The 14509-nt window shown below is 62.6% G+C and carries 13 protein-coding genes; 8 read left to right on the forward strand and 5 right to left on the reverse strand.

The genetic code is table 11. From position 1 onward, the window contains the following. Positions 1–15: 15 nt before the first annotated feature. The 4 genes from MAXJ12_RS09775 (at position 16) to MAXJ12_RS09790 (ending at position 3128) form a co-directional block, all read left to right on the forward strand. Positions 16–747, forward strand: a complete 732-nt coding sequence (locus tag MAXJ12_RS09775) for a glycosyltransferase family 25 protein (protein ID WP_139043847.1) — start codon at positions 16–18, stop codon at positions 745–747. A 144-nt stretch (positions 748–891) separates the two neighbouring features. Next, the gene (locus MAXJ12_RS09780; RefSeq protein ID WP_040585579.1) at positions 892–1587 is read left to right on the forward strand and encodes a hypothetical protein; all 696 of its coding nucleotides are present in this window, start codon (positions 892–894) and stop codon (positions 1585–1587) included. A 4-nt stretch (positions 1588–1591) separates the two neighbouring features. Then, entirely contained in the window at positions 1592–2293 is a 702-nt protein-coding gene (locus tag MAXJ12_RS09785) for a hypothetical protein (RefSeq protein WP_008835668.1), read from the forward strand. 22 nt (positions 2294–2315) lie between these two features. Beyond that, positions 2316–3128, forward strand: coding sequence for a glycosyltransferase family 25 protein (locus MAXJ12_RS09790; protein ID WP_244421473.1), 813 nt, complete (start codon positions 2316–2318; stop codon positions 3126–3128). A gap of 70 nt (positions 3129–3198) precedes the next feature. On the opposite strand, the gene MAXJ12_RS09795 is transcribed toward MAXJ12_RS09790, so the two are convergent. Both MAXJ12_RS09795 and MAXJ12_RS09800 read right to left on the reverse strand, forming a co-directional pair. After that, positions 3199–3999 carry a glycosyltransferase family 25 protein gene (locus MAXJ12_RS09795; RefSeq protein WP_008835670.1) on the reverse strand — a complete coding sequence of 267 codons (801 nt, stop codon included), beginning with the start codon at positions 3997–3999 and terminating at the stop codon, positions 3199–3201. A 2-nt stretch (positions 4000–4001) separates the two neighbouring features. Then, positions 4002–4472, reverse strand: a complete 471-nt coding sequence (locus MAXJ12_RS09800; protein ID WP_008835671.1) for an Lrp/AsnC family transcriptional regulator — start codon at positions 4470–4472, stop codon at positions 4002–4004. Positions 4473–4734: 262 nt separating this feature from the next. Between MAXJ12_RS09800 and trxB the strand changes: the two genes are divergently transcribed. After that, positions 4735–5709: a thioredoxin-disulfide reductase gene (gene trxB / locus MAXJ12_RS09805; RefSeq protein WP_008835672.1), complete on the forward strand. Its 975-nt coding sequence runs from the start codon at positions 4735–4737 to the stop codon at positions 5707–5709. 113 nt (positions 5710–5822) lie between these two features. Next, the gene (locus MAXJ12_RS09810; protein WP_008835673.1) at positions 5823–6719 is read left to right on the forward strand and encodes a LysR family transcriptional regulator; all 897 of its coding nucleotides are present in this window, start codon (positions 5823–5825) and stop codon (positions 6717–6719) included. A 3-nt stretch (positions 6720–6722) separates the two neighbouring features. On the opposite strand, the gene MAXJ12_RS09815 is transcribed toward MAXJ12_RS09810, so the two are convergent. After that, positions 6723–7223 (reverse strand): methyltransferase family protein, encoded by a 501-nt coding sequence (locus MAXJ12_RS09815; RefSeq protein WP_040585602.1) that lies wholly within the window; start codon positions 7221–7223, stop codon positions 6723–6725. Positions 7224–8216: 993 nt separating this feature from the next. Further along, entirely contained in the window at positions 8217–10268 is a 2052-nt protein-coding gene (locus MAXJ12_RS09820; protein ID WP_008835675.1) for an elongation factor G, read from the reverse strand. Between the two features lie 280 nt (positions 10269–10548). Between MAXJ12_RS09820 and MAXJ12_RS09825 the strand changes: the two genes are divergently transcribed. Further along, entirely contained in the window at positions 10549–12138 is a 1590-nt protein-coding gene (locus tag MAXJ12_RS09825) for an ABC transporter substrate-binding protein (protein WP_008835676.1), read from the forward strand. Positions 12139–12204: 66 nt separating this feature from the next. On the opposite strand, the gene MAXJ12_RS09830 is transcribed toward MAXJ12_RS09825, so the two are convergent. Further along, positions 12205–13407 carry a pyridoxal phosphate-dependent aminotransferase gene (locus MAXJ12_RS09830; protein ID WP_008835677.1) on the reverse strand — a complete coding sequence of 401 codons (1203 nt, stop codon included), beginning with the start codon at positions 13405–13407 and terminating at the stop codon, positions 12205–12207. 311 nt (positions 13408–13718) lie between these two features. On the opposite strand from MAXJ12_RS09830, the gene MAXJ12_RS09835 reads away from it, so the two are divergent. Then, the coding region (locus MAXJ12_RS09835) for an EAL domain-containing protein (protein ID WP_008835678.1) at positions 13719–14509 on the forward strand (791 nt) is incomplete at its 3' end.

A 14509-nucleotide genomic window follows, 5' to 3' on the forward strand; every position in this document is an offset into this window, starting at 1 on the left:
ACGGACGCAGCGCCGATACGCGCCGAGGCCTTTATCATCCACCTCGCACGCGCCGAGGCGCGCAAACCGCAGGTCGAGCGGCTGGCAGCCACGCTGCCGCTGCCGATCAATGTCATCAATGCGGTCGACGGGCTGGCGCTCGGCGACCGCGAAATCGAAGCGGCCTATCGCCTGCATCTTTATCGCCCGCGCTATCCGTTCGCGCTGCGCAAGGCCGAGATCGGCTGTTTCCTGTCTCACCGCAAGGCATGGCAGGCGATTATCGACCGCGGGCTCGACGCCGGGCTGATCGTCGAGGACGATGTCGAGCCCGACGAAGAATTGTTCGGGCCAGCGCTGGAGCTGGCGATGAAGACGATCCGGCCGGGCGACTACATCCGCTTTCCCGACCGCAGCCACACGGACAGCGGCGCGGAGGTCGCGAAAACCGGCGGGGTGCTGCTGGTCGAGCCTACGCATGTCGGACTCGGCATGCAGTTGCAGCTCGTCGGGCGCGAGGCCGCGGCCGAACTCCTTAAGGCTACGGAAACCTTCGACAGGCCGGTCGATACGACGATCCAGATGCGCTGGCTTGCGAAGATCCGCATTCTGGCAGTGCGGCCGCCGGCTGTCCGGCAGATCGGGCACCTGCTCGGCGGCACCGTGGTGCAAAAGAAGTCGAAGCCGCTCAGTGAGGTGCTGTCGCGCGAGGTCAAGCGGGCCTGGTACCGGCTGGCGTTGCGCATCGCGGCTTTCGGCAGGCGCTGATGCCGCCAACGCGCTGATCGCTCAGCCTTCCAATCCATAGCCAACTGTTGACCCAGAGAGAATCGGTTTGCGGTCGAACTGCACAATGTTTTAAAGAGCGCAACCGCCCGGCGAGTGGGCGGACGGCCTGGGGAGCCCGATGGCATGAGCGGAAAAGGCTCTAAAAAGAGATTGTTCGTCGTCGGCAACGGCGTTTTGCTCGAGGACATGTCGGAGCGGGTCGACGCCAGCGATGCCGTCTTGCGGTTCAACGAGCCGAAGGCCTCGATCGGGATGAGCGGCACGAAGACCACATGGCTTTTCGTCTGCAACACGGGCAAGCCGATGAAGCGCAGGCTGGACAATCCTAGCTATCCCACATCGCCAATCGTGCGGGCGGCCGAACTGGTCATTCTCGCTTCCCATCCGATCGCGGTCGAGAAATACGCCCCGAAGCTCAGCCTTCTGGCGCGAATAAAGGGCAGGCGAGCCGAGTGGACCTGGGCCTGCCTCAACATGTTCGGCAATGCCGGCAAGATGGTGGCGGTCATGCCCGTCTCCGACTACGAGGCTGGGTGCCGCGAACTGGGGCTTGAGCCGTCCTTGCTGCTGAAAATTCGCACATTCCCAAGTACCGGATATTTCGGCATCCGGTATGCGCTGGAGCAATGCCCGGCGGATGAATGGGACGTTGAAATTGCCGGCTTTAGCTGGCAGGGCTGGCAGCGCCATGCCTGGGCGGACGAACGGTCGTGGCTGGAGCGCAAAGTCGCGGAACGCAATATTCATATATGGCCGGCAGGGGACGACCAGAAGCCCAAATACGCGAAGAAGAAGCGCAAACACGCGAAGAAGGATTAGCACATTGGAAAACAAGCTCGACATTTACATCGGCTGGGATTCCCGCGAGCCGATTGCTTACGATGTTGCAAAGAAGACATTGCTGGATCGGGCGAGCGTCCCGGTCGGGGTTCACCCGATCAAGCTTGCCGAACTGGTGGAGAAGGGCGCCTATACACGTGAGGTGGACCCGCTGGCCTCGACCGAATTCACCTATTCGCGCTTTTTCACGCCGTGGCTTGCCGGCTACAAGGGCTGGGCGCTGTTTTGCGATTGCGACTTCCTGTTCCTCGACGATGTCGCGGAACTGACCGGATATCTGGACCCATCCAAGGCGGTACTGTGCGTCAAGCATGACTACACGCCGAAGGCGACTGTCAAGATGGACGGCAAGGTGCAGACCAATTATCCGCGCAAGAACTGGTCGTCCTTCATGCTGTTCAACTGCGAACACCCGTCCACGAAGACCCTGACGCCGGAAGTGATCAACAGCCAGACCGGCGCCTACCTGCATCGGATGCAATGGGCCGCCGACGACGAAATCGGCGCCCTGCCGGAAAGGTGGAACTGGCTGGAGGGATGGAGCGAGAAGCCGGAGACGGGAACGCCAAGCGCAGTCCATTTCACCAATGGCGGCCCATGGTTCAAGGATTGGCAGAACGTCGATTACGGTGACGAATGGCGCGCCGAGGCTTCCAAGGTCGATCCCAACTGGAAGCCGATCTAACCAGCGCGCCGAAGGAGCATCGATGGTGCCTCCGACGCAAATGAAGCTGTTCGTCATCAACCTGGACCGCCAGGAAGGAAGGCTGCGCCGAATGGCGGAGATGTTTGATGCCATGGGCCTGCAATTCACCCGCGTCAGCGCGGTTGACGGCAGGCAATTGTCCGAGGAGACAATCAAGCGCTGGTGCGGCGGCGCCTCTTTCGGCGAAGTGCGGCCTGGAGCGACGGCCTGCTTTCTGAGCCATCGGGGATGTTGGCAGCGCATCATCGACGAAGCGCTGCCATATGCGGCCATCTTCGAGGACGATCTGCACCTGGGGGATGATGCGGCCGCGCTGTTCGCAAATGGCGACTGGGTGCCCGAAGAGGCCGATATCGTGAAGGTCGAAACCATGCGGCAGCCAACCCGCTTGGACAAAACGCTCATTGCAGCGCCCGGCAGGCGCAAGCTCTATCGGCTGGCCGGCAAGCATATTGGCGCGGGTGGCTATGTGGTGACCCGCAAGGGGGCGGAAAAGCTGCTCAAGATGAGCGAAACCTTCGCCGATCCGGTTGATCATTTCCTGTTCAATCCGGAATTGCCCTTTGCCTCCTCGCTTGTCACATTTCAACTCTCTCCGGCGATCTGCATGCAGGATTTCTTTCTGAAGGAGCCCGCGGCCATCGTTGGTCTCGGCAGCGATCTGCACCACGAAAGATCACAGGACCGGCTGAGCCGTGCTGAAAAGCTGTGGCGGGAGGCGAAGCGCCCGTTTGCACGGTTCTATGGCTTCCTGCACCGAAAGGTTTCCACCTTGCTGACGGACAAGCAGTGGGTCGTGGTCGAATTCAGATAAGGCGGTTGAGGCCACAGCGCCGCGCGTCCTTCAGGACGCACAAGGGACGCTGTAGGGTTTTGAATGCGCGCTAATCCCTTGCTCGATCTGGCCTGAATTCTATCCGTCTTCTTTCCCTATATCCGAACAATTCCAGGAGCTTGCCCCAAAGTCGGACCACCTTTCGTGTCAGATAGTGGACAAGGTTGCGGTACGGCTTTTTCCTGAGCTTGAGATTTTGGTCATTGCTGCTTTTCATATAGCCAGCTTTTCCCTCGAGGTCGAGGAGGCCGCCTTGAATGCAAGGCGCCGGATCGACCTGATAGAGGGTCAGGCGGGGGAAATGCAGAGACTGGGCGTTGAACAGAAACTCGTCGACCGGGTCCGTGAAATTTTCTGACTGAGCCAGGAGACGCTCCGCCGCCCGGCGTGAAATGATATAGGCGCATGCGCCCAGATGCCTGCCATAGAGCCGGACGATCCTGCGTCCTGAGAAAAGGCGTGCCGGCTTCGTGCGGATGGTAGCCCGCTCAAGGAAGGTCTCGAGCTTCATGACGTCGCAATCGGGAGGAATCCACTCCGCGGTCGATAGCAAGTCGGGAAGCTCCTTCGAGCAAACCACATCGTCTTCGAAAACGGCACCGTGGCTGTCGCCCGAAGCGACGATCAGCTTCCAGACTTTGCGATGGCTTTCGAAAACCGCGATGGCGCCGGCGGACATGGTGAACCCGAGAAGGCCAGGCCGCGCCCGTGCGGCTCGCGCGGCAATCCCTTCGTCGAGCTTGTCGGTCGCCGGGACGCGATGCCAATCGATCCCGAACTGCTTTCCCTGCCGCTCGATATGCGCCATGCGCTCGGGGTCGCGGTCGAGATTGATGACGTAAGCCTTCATGACTAAATCGCCACCATGCCCTCGTCCTTGACCTGGCGGATGGTCAGCGCGGTGCGCACGGTGTCGACATTGGGCGAGGAGGTCAATTCCTCGATGACGAAGCTCTGGAAGGCGCCGAGGTCGCTCGCCACGCAGTGCAGCAGGAAGTCGGATTCGCCCGAAACCATCCAAGCCTGGCGCACGATCGGCCAGCCGCGGGTGCGCTCGGCGAAAGCCTTCAACTCGCTTTCGGCTTGGTGGTGCAGGCCAACAAGGCAGAAGGCCACCACGTCCATGCCGAGTGAGGGTGCGTTGAGCAGAGCGCGGTAGCCGCGGATGATGCCGGCATCCTCCAGGCGCTTGACGCGCCTCAGGCAGGGCGGGGCGGAGATACCGATGCGCCGAGAGAGCTCGACATTGGTGATGCGGCCTTCATCCTGCAGTTCCCGCAGGATTTTCCAGTCGATCGCATCGAGTTCGGCCTTGATCGGCATTTTTTCTTCCGCGTTGAGGATCCGGCGAAGTTGAAGGAGATCCAGCCAAATCGTGTCATTAAACCATTGGTGGTTGTCCGTCAGGCCCGGTTTTGCGGAATTTTGCAAGCGCATCCCGGCCTCTATCCTGGCGCGCACCAAGCTTTCCGGGGACGATTGCAGCGCCGCCTTGCTGACATGGCGGGCAACACCTAGATTAAGGGCCGATTTTCAGATTACTCAGCCCTGCGCATTGCGGGCCCCTCTTGCCGAAAGCACGTCCATGACATCGAAGCACGCGCCTGTCCTGATCATTGGTTCCGGTCCGGCCGGCTATACGGCGGCGATCTACGCGGCGCGCGCCATGCTGAAGCCGGTGCTGGTCGCAGGCTTGCAGCAGGGCGGGCAGCTCACCATCACCACCGATGTCGAGAACTATCCGGGCTACGCCGATCCGATCCAGGGTCCGTGGCTGATGGAGCAGATGCTGAAGCAGGCCGAGCATGTCGGCACCGAAATCATCAATGACGTGATCACCGAGGTCGACCTAGACGTCCGGCCGTTCCGGGCGAAGGGCGATTCGGGCACGGTCTATACCAGCGATGCGCTGATCATCGCCACCGGCGCGCAGGCCAAATGGCTCGGCATTCCGAGCGAGCAGACCTATATGGGCTTCGGCGTCTCGGCCTGCGCCACCTGCGACGGCTTCTTCTACCGCGGCAAGGATGTCGCTGTGATCGGCGGCGGCAATTCGGCGGTCGAGGAAGCGCTCTATCTTTCGCACATCGCAAAGAGCGTGACGGTGATCCACCGCCGCAACGATTTCCGCGCCGAGCGGATCCTTCGCGAGCGGCTGTTCAAGAAGGAAAACATCAAGGTCATCTGGGACACGGTGGTGGAAGAGATCACCGGCCGCCCCGGCAAAGCGCCGATGCCGCCTTCGGCCGACGGGCTGAAGCTGAAGAATCTGGTGACCGGGGCGGAGACGCATCTCAAGGTCGACGGCGTGTTCGTGGCGATCGGCCATGCGCCGGCGGTGGAACTGTTCGCGGGCAAGGTGAAGCAGAAGCCGAACGGCTATCTGTGGACCGCGCCCGACTCGACCCAGACCGATGTGCCCGGTGTGTTTGCGGCCGGCGACGTGACCGACGATGTCTATCGCCAGGCGGTGACGGCGGCCGGCCTGGGCTGCATGGCGGCGCTGGAAGCGGAGAAATATCTCGCGAATCTTGAAGAGGTTCGCGAGGCGGCAGAATAAGGTGTGTTGAAATTCAACACATTTAGACCGGCAAAGCCGGCTGGGAACGAATAACTGCGCGATCCATTTCGAGAATAGCCACTTCTCGAAATGACGGCGTATGAGGGGGAGATATGTCTCTGGACTGGGACAAGCTACGCGTGTTTCACGCAGCGGCGCAGGCGGGCTCGTTCACGCACGCCGCCGAAACGCTCCGGCTTTCGCAATCGGCGATTTCGCGGCAGGTCAGCGCGCTGGAACACGATGTCGGCGTGCCGCTGTTCAACCGGCACGCGCGCGGCCTGGTGCTGACGGAACAGGGTGAAATGCTGTTTCGGACGACGCACGACGTCCTGATGAAGCTTGAAAACGTCAAGACGCAGTTGACCGAGACGCTGGAGAAGCCGACCGGCACGCTGCGCGTGACGACCACGGTCGGACTCGGCACTGGCTGGCTGACCGAGCGCGCCAAGGAGTTCCTCGACCTTTACCCGGAGATCAATCTCCAGCTCGTGCTGACAAACGAGGAACTCGACCTGACCATGCGGCAGGCCGACTGTGCGGTGCGGCTGCCCCAGCCGCAGCAGCCGGACCTGATCCAGAGGCGGCTGTTCACCGTGCATCTGCACGTGTTCGCCACGCAAGCCTATCTCGACCGCTACGGCAAGCCGATGTCGGTCGCCGATCTCGACCAGCACCGCATCGTGACGTTCGGCGAGCCGGTACCGGCCTATCTCGCCGGCCTCAACACGCTGGAGACGGTAGGCAGGCCGGACGGAACAAAGCGCGCCGCGGCTCTCCAGATCAACGATCTGATGTCGATACGCAGGGCGGTCAGGCGCGGCGTCGGCATCGCCATGCTGCCGGACTACATGGCCGACAAGGAATCGGGCCTCGTGCAGATCCTGCCCGAGGTCGAGGCGCCGTCCTTCGACACCTTCTTTGTGTATCCCGACGCAATGAAGAACCAGGCCAAGCTCAAGGCCTTCCGCGACTTCATGTTCGCCAAGGCGCGCAACTGGTCTTTCTAGGAGTCAGGCGCTCTTCCAGGGTGTGAGACGCGGCACCCAGCCGGGAACCGCGCGGCGGTAGGCCTCATATTCGTGGCCATAGCGGCGAGCAAGCGTCGGCTCTTCGTAGAGCTTGACGAATGTGAACACCGTGACTGCGACGGCGCAGGCATAGATGACAAGCGACCCGTCCGCGAACAGCAGCGCCTGACCGAAGATGATCGACAGGACCGCCACATACATCGGGTTGCGCACGTATCGATAGGCGCCGCCGACGACCAGCCTCTCAGTGGGCGCAATGGGAGCAGGGGTGCCGGCGCCCTCGAAGGCAAAGCGCGCGAAGGAATGAAGGAGAACCGCAAAGCCGCCCAGGATGAGGATCGATCCCGCCGCCACCATTGCGGCCGACGAAGACAGGGGCAGGCCATAGCCGTTCGTCAGGAACCATGGGACCAGCCCGGCCACGACACCCGGCACCAGGATCAGGAAGGCTGCGCTGCCGGCGATGGCCGAAGGCTTACGCACCGTCATTCCTTTCAGTTCGGCCGGGGAGACGGATAGATCGCGCCCTGCGGGCCCGGTTGAAGCATCCGGCGTCGCCGTTCTTGGTTCCATCTGGTAGAAGTGAAGCTTATACCACAGGGTGCGTCATTTTGCATGGGAGCATTGCAAACTGGGTGCTTGTTTCTCGGGCAAGACCAGCCCATATATTGATCATCTTTCGGGCGCGTTCCTCCTCCCATTAGCGCCTGGGAGTGTTCCCCTCTGGAGGTTTAGCCTTAATCGGCACTTCCAACAAACTCAGCCGGGTCTTCTTAGATCCGGCTTTTTTGTTGCCTGAAACCGCCCGACGATGTCTCCGGCATGCCGAAATGCCGTTGTCCGGCCCCTCTTTTGTTCCGCCAAGTGCCTTTGGTGTTCCGCCAGTGCTTTTGGCCTGCGTGGAGCAAAGGGTTTGCAATCGAGCGCCGCACGCGTTTGCCGAACTCGCATGCTGCGATAGCTGCACTCGAATCGCGCAATGCAGCGGCGAGGCCTGCCCAATCGTGAAGCGGAGGACCGGCGGCATTCGTGAGAATTCGGCGGATGTCCAGGCCTTGCAACAGTTACAGCCGCAGTGTTCGCCAGCGCGTAACGGTTATATGTAACATCCGGTAACCTGCCGAGAGCGGCCTTGATTTGCTACCAATCAAAACAGGACGCGGCGTTCGGTCCGTTTCGGGAGATGGGGGCATCACTCGAAACCTCCGAGGCTTAGGCAGCCGTCGCGTCCCGCCCATTCAGATGCCTCCGGGCATCAACCCCAAGCGCTGTCCCTCGGGGCGGCGAACGATGCGGCGGACCTGACGTGCCGCCATCCTCCCGCCCGTTCCCCAACGGCGGTACGGTCCGCGAAAAACGGCGTCCGATCTTCGGACGCCGTTTTTCTTTGTCGAGATAGGCTTCCTTTCGGAATTGGTCCTCTCCGCTACGGGCGGGGAGGAAGGAGCGAGATGCTCTCGGGCAGGCTTGATGCATCTACGCAGCCTTGCCGTTGGCGTTCATCGCCTCGTCGGCAAGCCGCCCGGTCAGCTCGGCCATATGGTCGAATTCGGCGCGGTAGCTCGCAACGCCGGAGGTCGCCGACCTCAGCTCGATGATCAGATCGCCAATCTCCGATTGCGGCATCATTGCCTCGACGACATCCCATCCCGGCCAGCCGGGGCGGGCGTCGTAGCCGAGGATCTGGCCGCGGCGCTGCGGTATGATGCCGGTGATCTTGGCCGTGGCGTCGGATGGCGTGAAGATATCGACCTTCATGATCGGCTCGAGCAGAACCGGTGAGCACGCAGCCATGCCCTCCCTCATGGCGATCTTGGCCGCCATCTGGAAAGCCATGTCGGATGAATCGACGGCGTGATAGGAGCCGTCGGACAGGTTCACCGCCACGTCGACGACCGGAAAGCCGAGCGGTCCGGATTTCAGATAGTCGCGAATGCCGTTCTCCACCGACTGGATATAGGTTTTGGGCACGACGCCGCCGGTGATGGTGTCGGTGAACTGGAAGCCGGAGCCGCGCGGCAGCGGCTTGATCTCCAGCACGACATCGCCGAACTGGCCGTGGCCGCCCGACTGCTTCTTGTGGCGGCCGCGCTGCTGCGTCGATTTGCGGATCGTCTCGCGATAGGGCACCGCCGGCGCGCGGCCCTCTATCGGGATCTGGTTCTTGCCCTCCAGGCGCTCTACCGTCACGCGCAGATGCATTTCGCCGTGGCCCGAAATCACGGTCTCGCTAGTGTCCTGCTGATGGCGCAGTTCAAGCGACGGGTCCTCCTCCGCCAGCCTGTGGAGGGCGGAGGACATCTTGACCTCGTCCTTCCGCTCCCTGGGTCGAAGCGCGAAGGAATAGACCGGCTGCGGCAGCTCGAGGCTGACGAGCTGCGCCACGCCGCCTTTGGCCGAACTCAGCGTCTGGCCGGTGCGGACATCCTCCAGCTTGCCCAACGCCACCGTGTCGCCGGTGTTCGCGACGGTGAGCTTCGTCTGGTCCCTACCGAGCATGCGGTAGACGCCCGACACCTTGGCGGTGGCTCCGCCCGGCAGGAACAGTTCCGAGCCGTCGGCGACGCTTCCCGACAATATGCGCGAGATCGACAGCTTGCCGCCATGGGCGGTGTGGATGGTCTTCATGACCTGCACCAAGGCACCCTTGCCCTCGGGCGCGCCGAGACGGTTCCTGGTAGCCTCGACATCGGGCGCATCGTGGCGGATGGCCTTCAGGAGCCTGAGCACGCCATTGCCTTTTTCCGCTGTGCCGATGAGCACCGGCGTCACGATACCTTCACGCAGATCGGCGGCGAGATCGTCGAATACGGCGTCGCGCGGCGGCGGGATCTCGTCGAGCAGCTGCTCCATCAGTATGTCGTCATGGTCGGCCAGGGTCTCGAGCATGGCGAAGCGCGCCTCGACCTCGCGCGCCTTCTCGTCGCCCGGAATTTCGGCGATCTCGCTCTCGGCGTGCTCGCGGTAGATGTAGGCGCGCTCCAGCGCCAGGTCGATCGAGCCGATAACGATGCCGTCCTTGCGCAGAGGGATCTGGCGCAGGAGCAGGGGCGTCGAGCTTGACGGCTGCAGCATCTTCAGCGTGTCGCGCACACCGGCCACGGCCTTGTCGACCTTGTTGAGGAACAGGATGCGCGGAATGCCGAGATCGTCGAGCTTGCGCATGATGAGCTGCAGGGCAGGGATCTTCTTCTCGTCGGCCTCGGCCACTACCACCGCGATGTCGCAGGCGGCCAGCACCGGCTCGGCTTCGAAAGCGAACTCGACCGAGCCGGGGCAATCGACGAAGGTCAGGCTGTCGCCCATGAATTCGATCGAGGCGACGCTCGCCTCCACGCTCATCGCATGGGCGCGCGCCTCGGCGGAATGATCCGAAACGGTGTTGCCTGACGAGACCGGATTTTGTCGGGGGATTGCCCCGGTTCGAGCCAGAATGGCTTCAAGGAGTGTGGTCTTGCCGCTTGCGAAGGGACCGACGATGGCGATGCATTTCGGTCCCGTACGCCTTCCTCCTGCGCGATTTCCCATGATCGGACGACCTCCTCCTCAAATGTTGAACATCGAGGCGGCGGCCGGCCTTCTCCGGCCGTCGCGGAGCGGGACCGGTTTCGTCCCGCCGTCATTTCATCGTCACATGGGAGAGGCGGGAGGGCAAGAGGCAAGCCCGGTGTCGAGGTTCCGCAAAGGCCAAAACGCGATTGGTCCACGGCTTGCACACCGGGATGCCGATTTGCCGTGGCGTGGCCCAATGGCCATTCGGCCGATCGTGATGCAGGATTGCCGGCGACCGCAAAACAGGGAGCCGTAAATGTCCAGAGAGCTTGAATTCCTGAGCCGCAGCGTCGTCAGCGGGAGGCTGTCGCGCCGCGATTTTCTCGGCCGCGCCGCCGCGCTCGGCGTCACCGCGACCTTCGCCAATTCGCTGCTCGCGGGCGTGGCGCACGCCCAGGCGCCGGTCAAGGGCGGCGTGCTGAAAGCCGGCCTCGTCGGCGGTGAATCCACCAACAGCCTCGATCCCGGAACCTGGTCGAGCCAGGTTCCTTATACGCTCGGCCGCTGCTGGGGCGAGCAGTTGCTGGAGGTCTCGCCGGCGGGCGAAATCGAATATCGGCTGGCCGAGGAATATGGCGCGTCCGACGACGCCAAGACCTGGACGTTCAAGATCCGCAAGGGCGTGACCTTCCACAACGGCAAGGAACTGACGCCGGCCGATATCGTGGCGACGCTGGAGCGCCATGGCGACGCCGAGTCGAAATCGGCCGCACTGCCCTTCGTGCAGGAATTCGATACGATCAAGGCCGACGGCGACACCGTGGTCATCACGCTGAAGGAGCCGAACGCCGATCTTCCCTATGTCGTCGGCGACTACCACCTGATGATCCAGCCGAATGGCGGCAAGGACAATCCGACCGAAGGCGTCGGCACCGGCCCCTACAAGGTGGTGGTCAACGAGCCGGGCGTGCGCCACGTAGCCGAGCGCCACGAAGGCTATTGGGGCAGCGACGAGCGCGGCCATGCCGACCAGATCGAGATCGTCGTCATCAACGATTCGACGGCGCGCACCTCCGCGCTTCAGGGCGGCCAGGTGCATATGATCAACCGGATCGAGCCGAAGATCGTCGAACTGGTCAAGCGCGTGCCGGGCGTGAGGATCCGCAATGTTCCGGGCAAGGGCCACTACGTGTTCATCGCGCACTGCAACACCGCGCCCTTCGACAACAACGACCTGCGGCTGGCGCTGAAATATGCGGTCGATCGCGAGGAGATGGTGCAGAAGATCCTCGGCGGCTACGGCACGGTCGGCAACGATACGCCGATGATCAAGGGCTATCCGCTATTCGACGACGATATTGAGCAGCGCGTCTACGATGCGGAAAAAGCGGCGTTCCACTACAAGAAGTCCGGCCATAGCGGCCCGGTGCTGCTGCGCACTTCGGACGTGGCGTTCCCGGGCGCTGTGGATGCGGCTCAGCTCTACCAGCAGAGCGCGGCCAAGGCCGGCATCACCATCGAGGTGAAGCGCGAGCCAGGAGACGGCTACTGGTCGGAAGTCTGGAACAAGCAGCCCTTCTCGATGTCCTACTGGACGGGCCGGCCGACGCAAGACCAGGTCTATTCGATCGCTTATCTGTCGAAGGCCGAGTGGAACGACACGCGCTTCTTCCGCGACGATTTCGACAAGCTCATCCTCTCAGCGCGCTCCGAACTCGACGAGGCCAAGCGCAAGGCGCTGTACCGCCAGGCGGCCGTGCTCCTGCGCGACGAAGGCGGCGTGATCGTGCCGATGTTCAACAACTACATCGACGCGACCAGCGACAAGGTCGGCGGCTGGGTCGACGACCCGAACGGCGAACTTATGGGCGGCCACGCACTGACCAAATGCTGGCTGAACGCGTAGCACAGGCATGAAAAAGCCCCGGCGGGTGGGAACCTGCCGGGGCTTTGCTTTGTCCTGTAGCCCTCGTCAGCTCAGCGAGGCAGTGAAGCGCTGGATGCGCGTGCAGGCTTCTTCCAGAAGCGCCTCGGAGGTGGCGTAGGAGATGCGGAAATTCGGACCGAGGCCGAAGGCCGAGCCGAACACCACCGCGACGCCTTCCGCCTCCAGAAGTTCGGCGCTGAAGGTCTCGTCATTGTCGATGACCTTGCCGGACGCCGTCTTCCTGCCGATCAACCCTGCGCAGGACGGATAGACGTAGAACGCGCCTTCCGGCGAGGGGCAGGTGATGCCGCGCGCCTGGTTCAGCATCGACACGACGAGGTCGCGCCGCGCCTGGAAGATCGCCTTGTTTTTCGCGATGAAATCCTGCGGCCCGTTGAGCGCTTCTACCGAAGCCCACTGCGCGATCGTGCAGGCGCCGGAAGTCTGCTGGCCCTGGATCATGTCCATCGCCTTGATCAGTTCGACGGGGCCTGCGGCATAGCCGATGCGCCAGCCGGTCATGGCATAGGCCTTCGATACGCCGTTCATGGTCAGCGTGCGGCCATAGAGTCCCGGCTCGACCTCGGCGATCGTCTTGAAGACGAAATCGCCATAGGTAAGGTGCTCGTACATGTCGTCGGTGAGCACCCAGACATTGGGGTGCTTCAACAGGACATCGGCGAGCGCCCGGAGTTCGGCTTCGCTGTAGGCGGCGCCAGAAGGGTTGGACGGCGAGTTCAGCACGAGCCATTTGGTGCGCGGGGTGATTGCCTTTTCGAGCGCGGCCGCCGTCAGCTTGAAGCCGTTGTCGATCGTGGTCTCGGCGAAGGTCGCCGTGCCGCCGCACAGAGCAACCATCTCGGGATAGCTGACCCAGTACGGCGTCGGGATAACGACCTCGTCGCCGGGATTCAGTGTCGCCATGAAGGCGTTGAACAGGATCTGCTTGCCGCCGGTGCCGACGATCGTCTGCTCCGGGCGGTATTCCAGATTGTTCTCGCGCTTGAATTTCTTCGCGATCGCCTCGCGCAATGGCGCGATGCCGGAAACGGGCGGGTATTTGGTCTCGCCGCGCCGGATCGCGTCGATGGCGGCATTCTTGACATTGTCCGGCGTGTCGAAATCGGGCTCACCGGCGCCCAGGCCGATCACGTCCCGGCCGGCATTTTTCAGCTCACGCGCTTTTTGCGTGACCGCGATGGTCGCGGAAGGCTTTACGCGTGAAAGGGCGTCGGCAAGGAAGGCCATGACAGCAATGTCTCCAGTTCATGGTTTTCGGCAACGGAAAATCGGCCGCGCATCTCATGTCGGATTGCGCGCGAAATCGCAAGTCCCGCAGGCTACAGCGCATTGTCCTAGAGTTAGATGCAATCCTAGGTCGAGCGTTAACCGCCGGTCAAACTTGCCCTGCTAAAGATCATCGCAACGGCCAATCAAGAGCCGTATGAAACAGGGCAGTTGCGTTGCGTAAGTTCCGGGTCTCCCAGCTCCCGTCGCGGGATCGCTGGCGCAGTCCTGTCGGGCCGCTCACACGCTTCCGTCCGTCGGGAGCGCAGCCGATGACCGACCCAGAGGGCAAACCGCAGGATCTCGAAAGGGCGCTCGTTGTCGACGAGATCGGGATCGAAACCGGCATCTACAAGAATTATCGCCTGAAAACCGCCCACCAGCCGATCTTCAGGCGCGAGGGCGCGGAGCTTGTTCCTTTCGCGGTGGAGGCGCGTGTATCGCCATTTCGCGAGGGAAGCGCAGTCGCGCCCGCCGAGTTTTTCGAAGGGACGCCGCAATCGGACCGGGCCTTTGTGGAGGCTCTCTGCCGGGCGCTGCATCTGCGAAACCATCGCAATGTCGGCATAGACGAGCCGGAGCGCTTCGAACTCTACCTCACGATCGATCCGCGCTATGACGACTGGGACGCCCCGGACAGCGCGGCTCATTCCATCGCCGCGTTCGCCGGGGAGGCGGGCATACCGGCGGGCATGATCACATGCGAAATCCTCGACGCCGCAACGCTCGACGCGAAGGCGCTGGCAGCGCTGAGCGGCGAACTGCGCGGGCACGGCATGCGTGTTTCGATCGCCGAATTTCGCATCGGGCAGTCGGCGATCGACCGGGTCACCCAGATCCAGCCTGACGTCATCAAGATCGACGGGGCGTGGTTCCGCGACGTGCAGGAGAGTTCCGAGACCGCCCAGCTGTTTCCCGCGATCATCAACGCCTTTCAGGGGTTTGGCGCCAAGCTGTTGGTGCAGGGCATCGAAACGCCCGCCGAGCTGGAAGGGGCGCTGGATGCAGGCGCCGACTACCTGCAGGGCATGCTGCTTTCGCCGCCGGTGCTGGCGGGGTGCGC

The organism is Mesorhizobium alhagi CCNWXJ12-2, from assembly GCF_000236565.1.
In the GTDB taxonomy this organism is placed as follows: Bacteria; Pseudomonadota; Alphaproteobacteria; order Rhizobiales; family Rhizobiaceae; genus Allomesorhizobium; species Allomesorhizobium alhagi.

Bases quoted from the DNA above. Each gene is read 5' to 3' on its own strand.
- MAXJ12_RS09780 (WP_040585579.1), top strand. From the start codon at position 892: ATGAGCGGAAAAGGCTCTAAAAAGAGATTGTTCGTCGTCGGCAACGGC.
- MAXJ12_RS09790 (WP_244421473.1), top strand. From the start codon at position 2,316: ATGGTGCCTCCGACGCAAATGAAGCTGTTCGTCATCAACCTGGACCGC.
- MAXJ12_RS09795 (WP_008835670.1), bottom strand. From the start codon at position 3,999: ATGAAGGCTTACGTCATCAATCTCGACCGCGACCCCGAGCGCATGGCG.
- MAXJ12_RS09800 (WP_008835671.1), bottom strand. From the start codon at position 4,472: ATGCCGATCAAGGCCGAACTCGATGCGATCGACTGGAAAATCCTGCGG.
- trxB (WP_008835672.1), top strand. From the start codon at position 4,735: ATGACATCGAAGCACGCGCCTGTCCTGATCATTGGTTCCGGTCCGGCC.
- MAXJ12_RS09810 (WP_008835673.1), top strand. From the start codon at position 5,823: ATGTCTCTGGACTGGGACAAGCTACGCGTGTTTCACGCAGCGGCGCAG.
- MAXJ12_RS09820 (WP_008835675.1), bottom strand. From the start codon at position 10,268: ATGGGAAATCGCGCAGGAGGAAGGCGTACGGGACCGAAATGCATCGCC.
- MAXJ12_RS09825 (WP_008835676.1), top strand. From the start codon at position 10,549: ATGTCCAGAGAGCTTGAATTCCTGAGCCGCAGCGTCGTCAGCGGGAGG.
- MAXJ12_RS09830 (WP_008835677.1), bottom strand. From the start codon at position 13,407: ATGGCCTTCCTTGCCGACGCCCTTTCACGCGTAAAGCCTTCCGCGACC.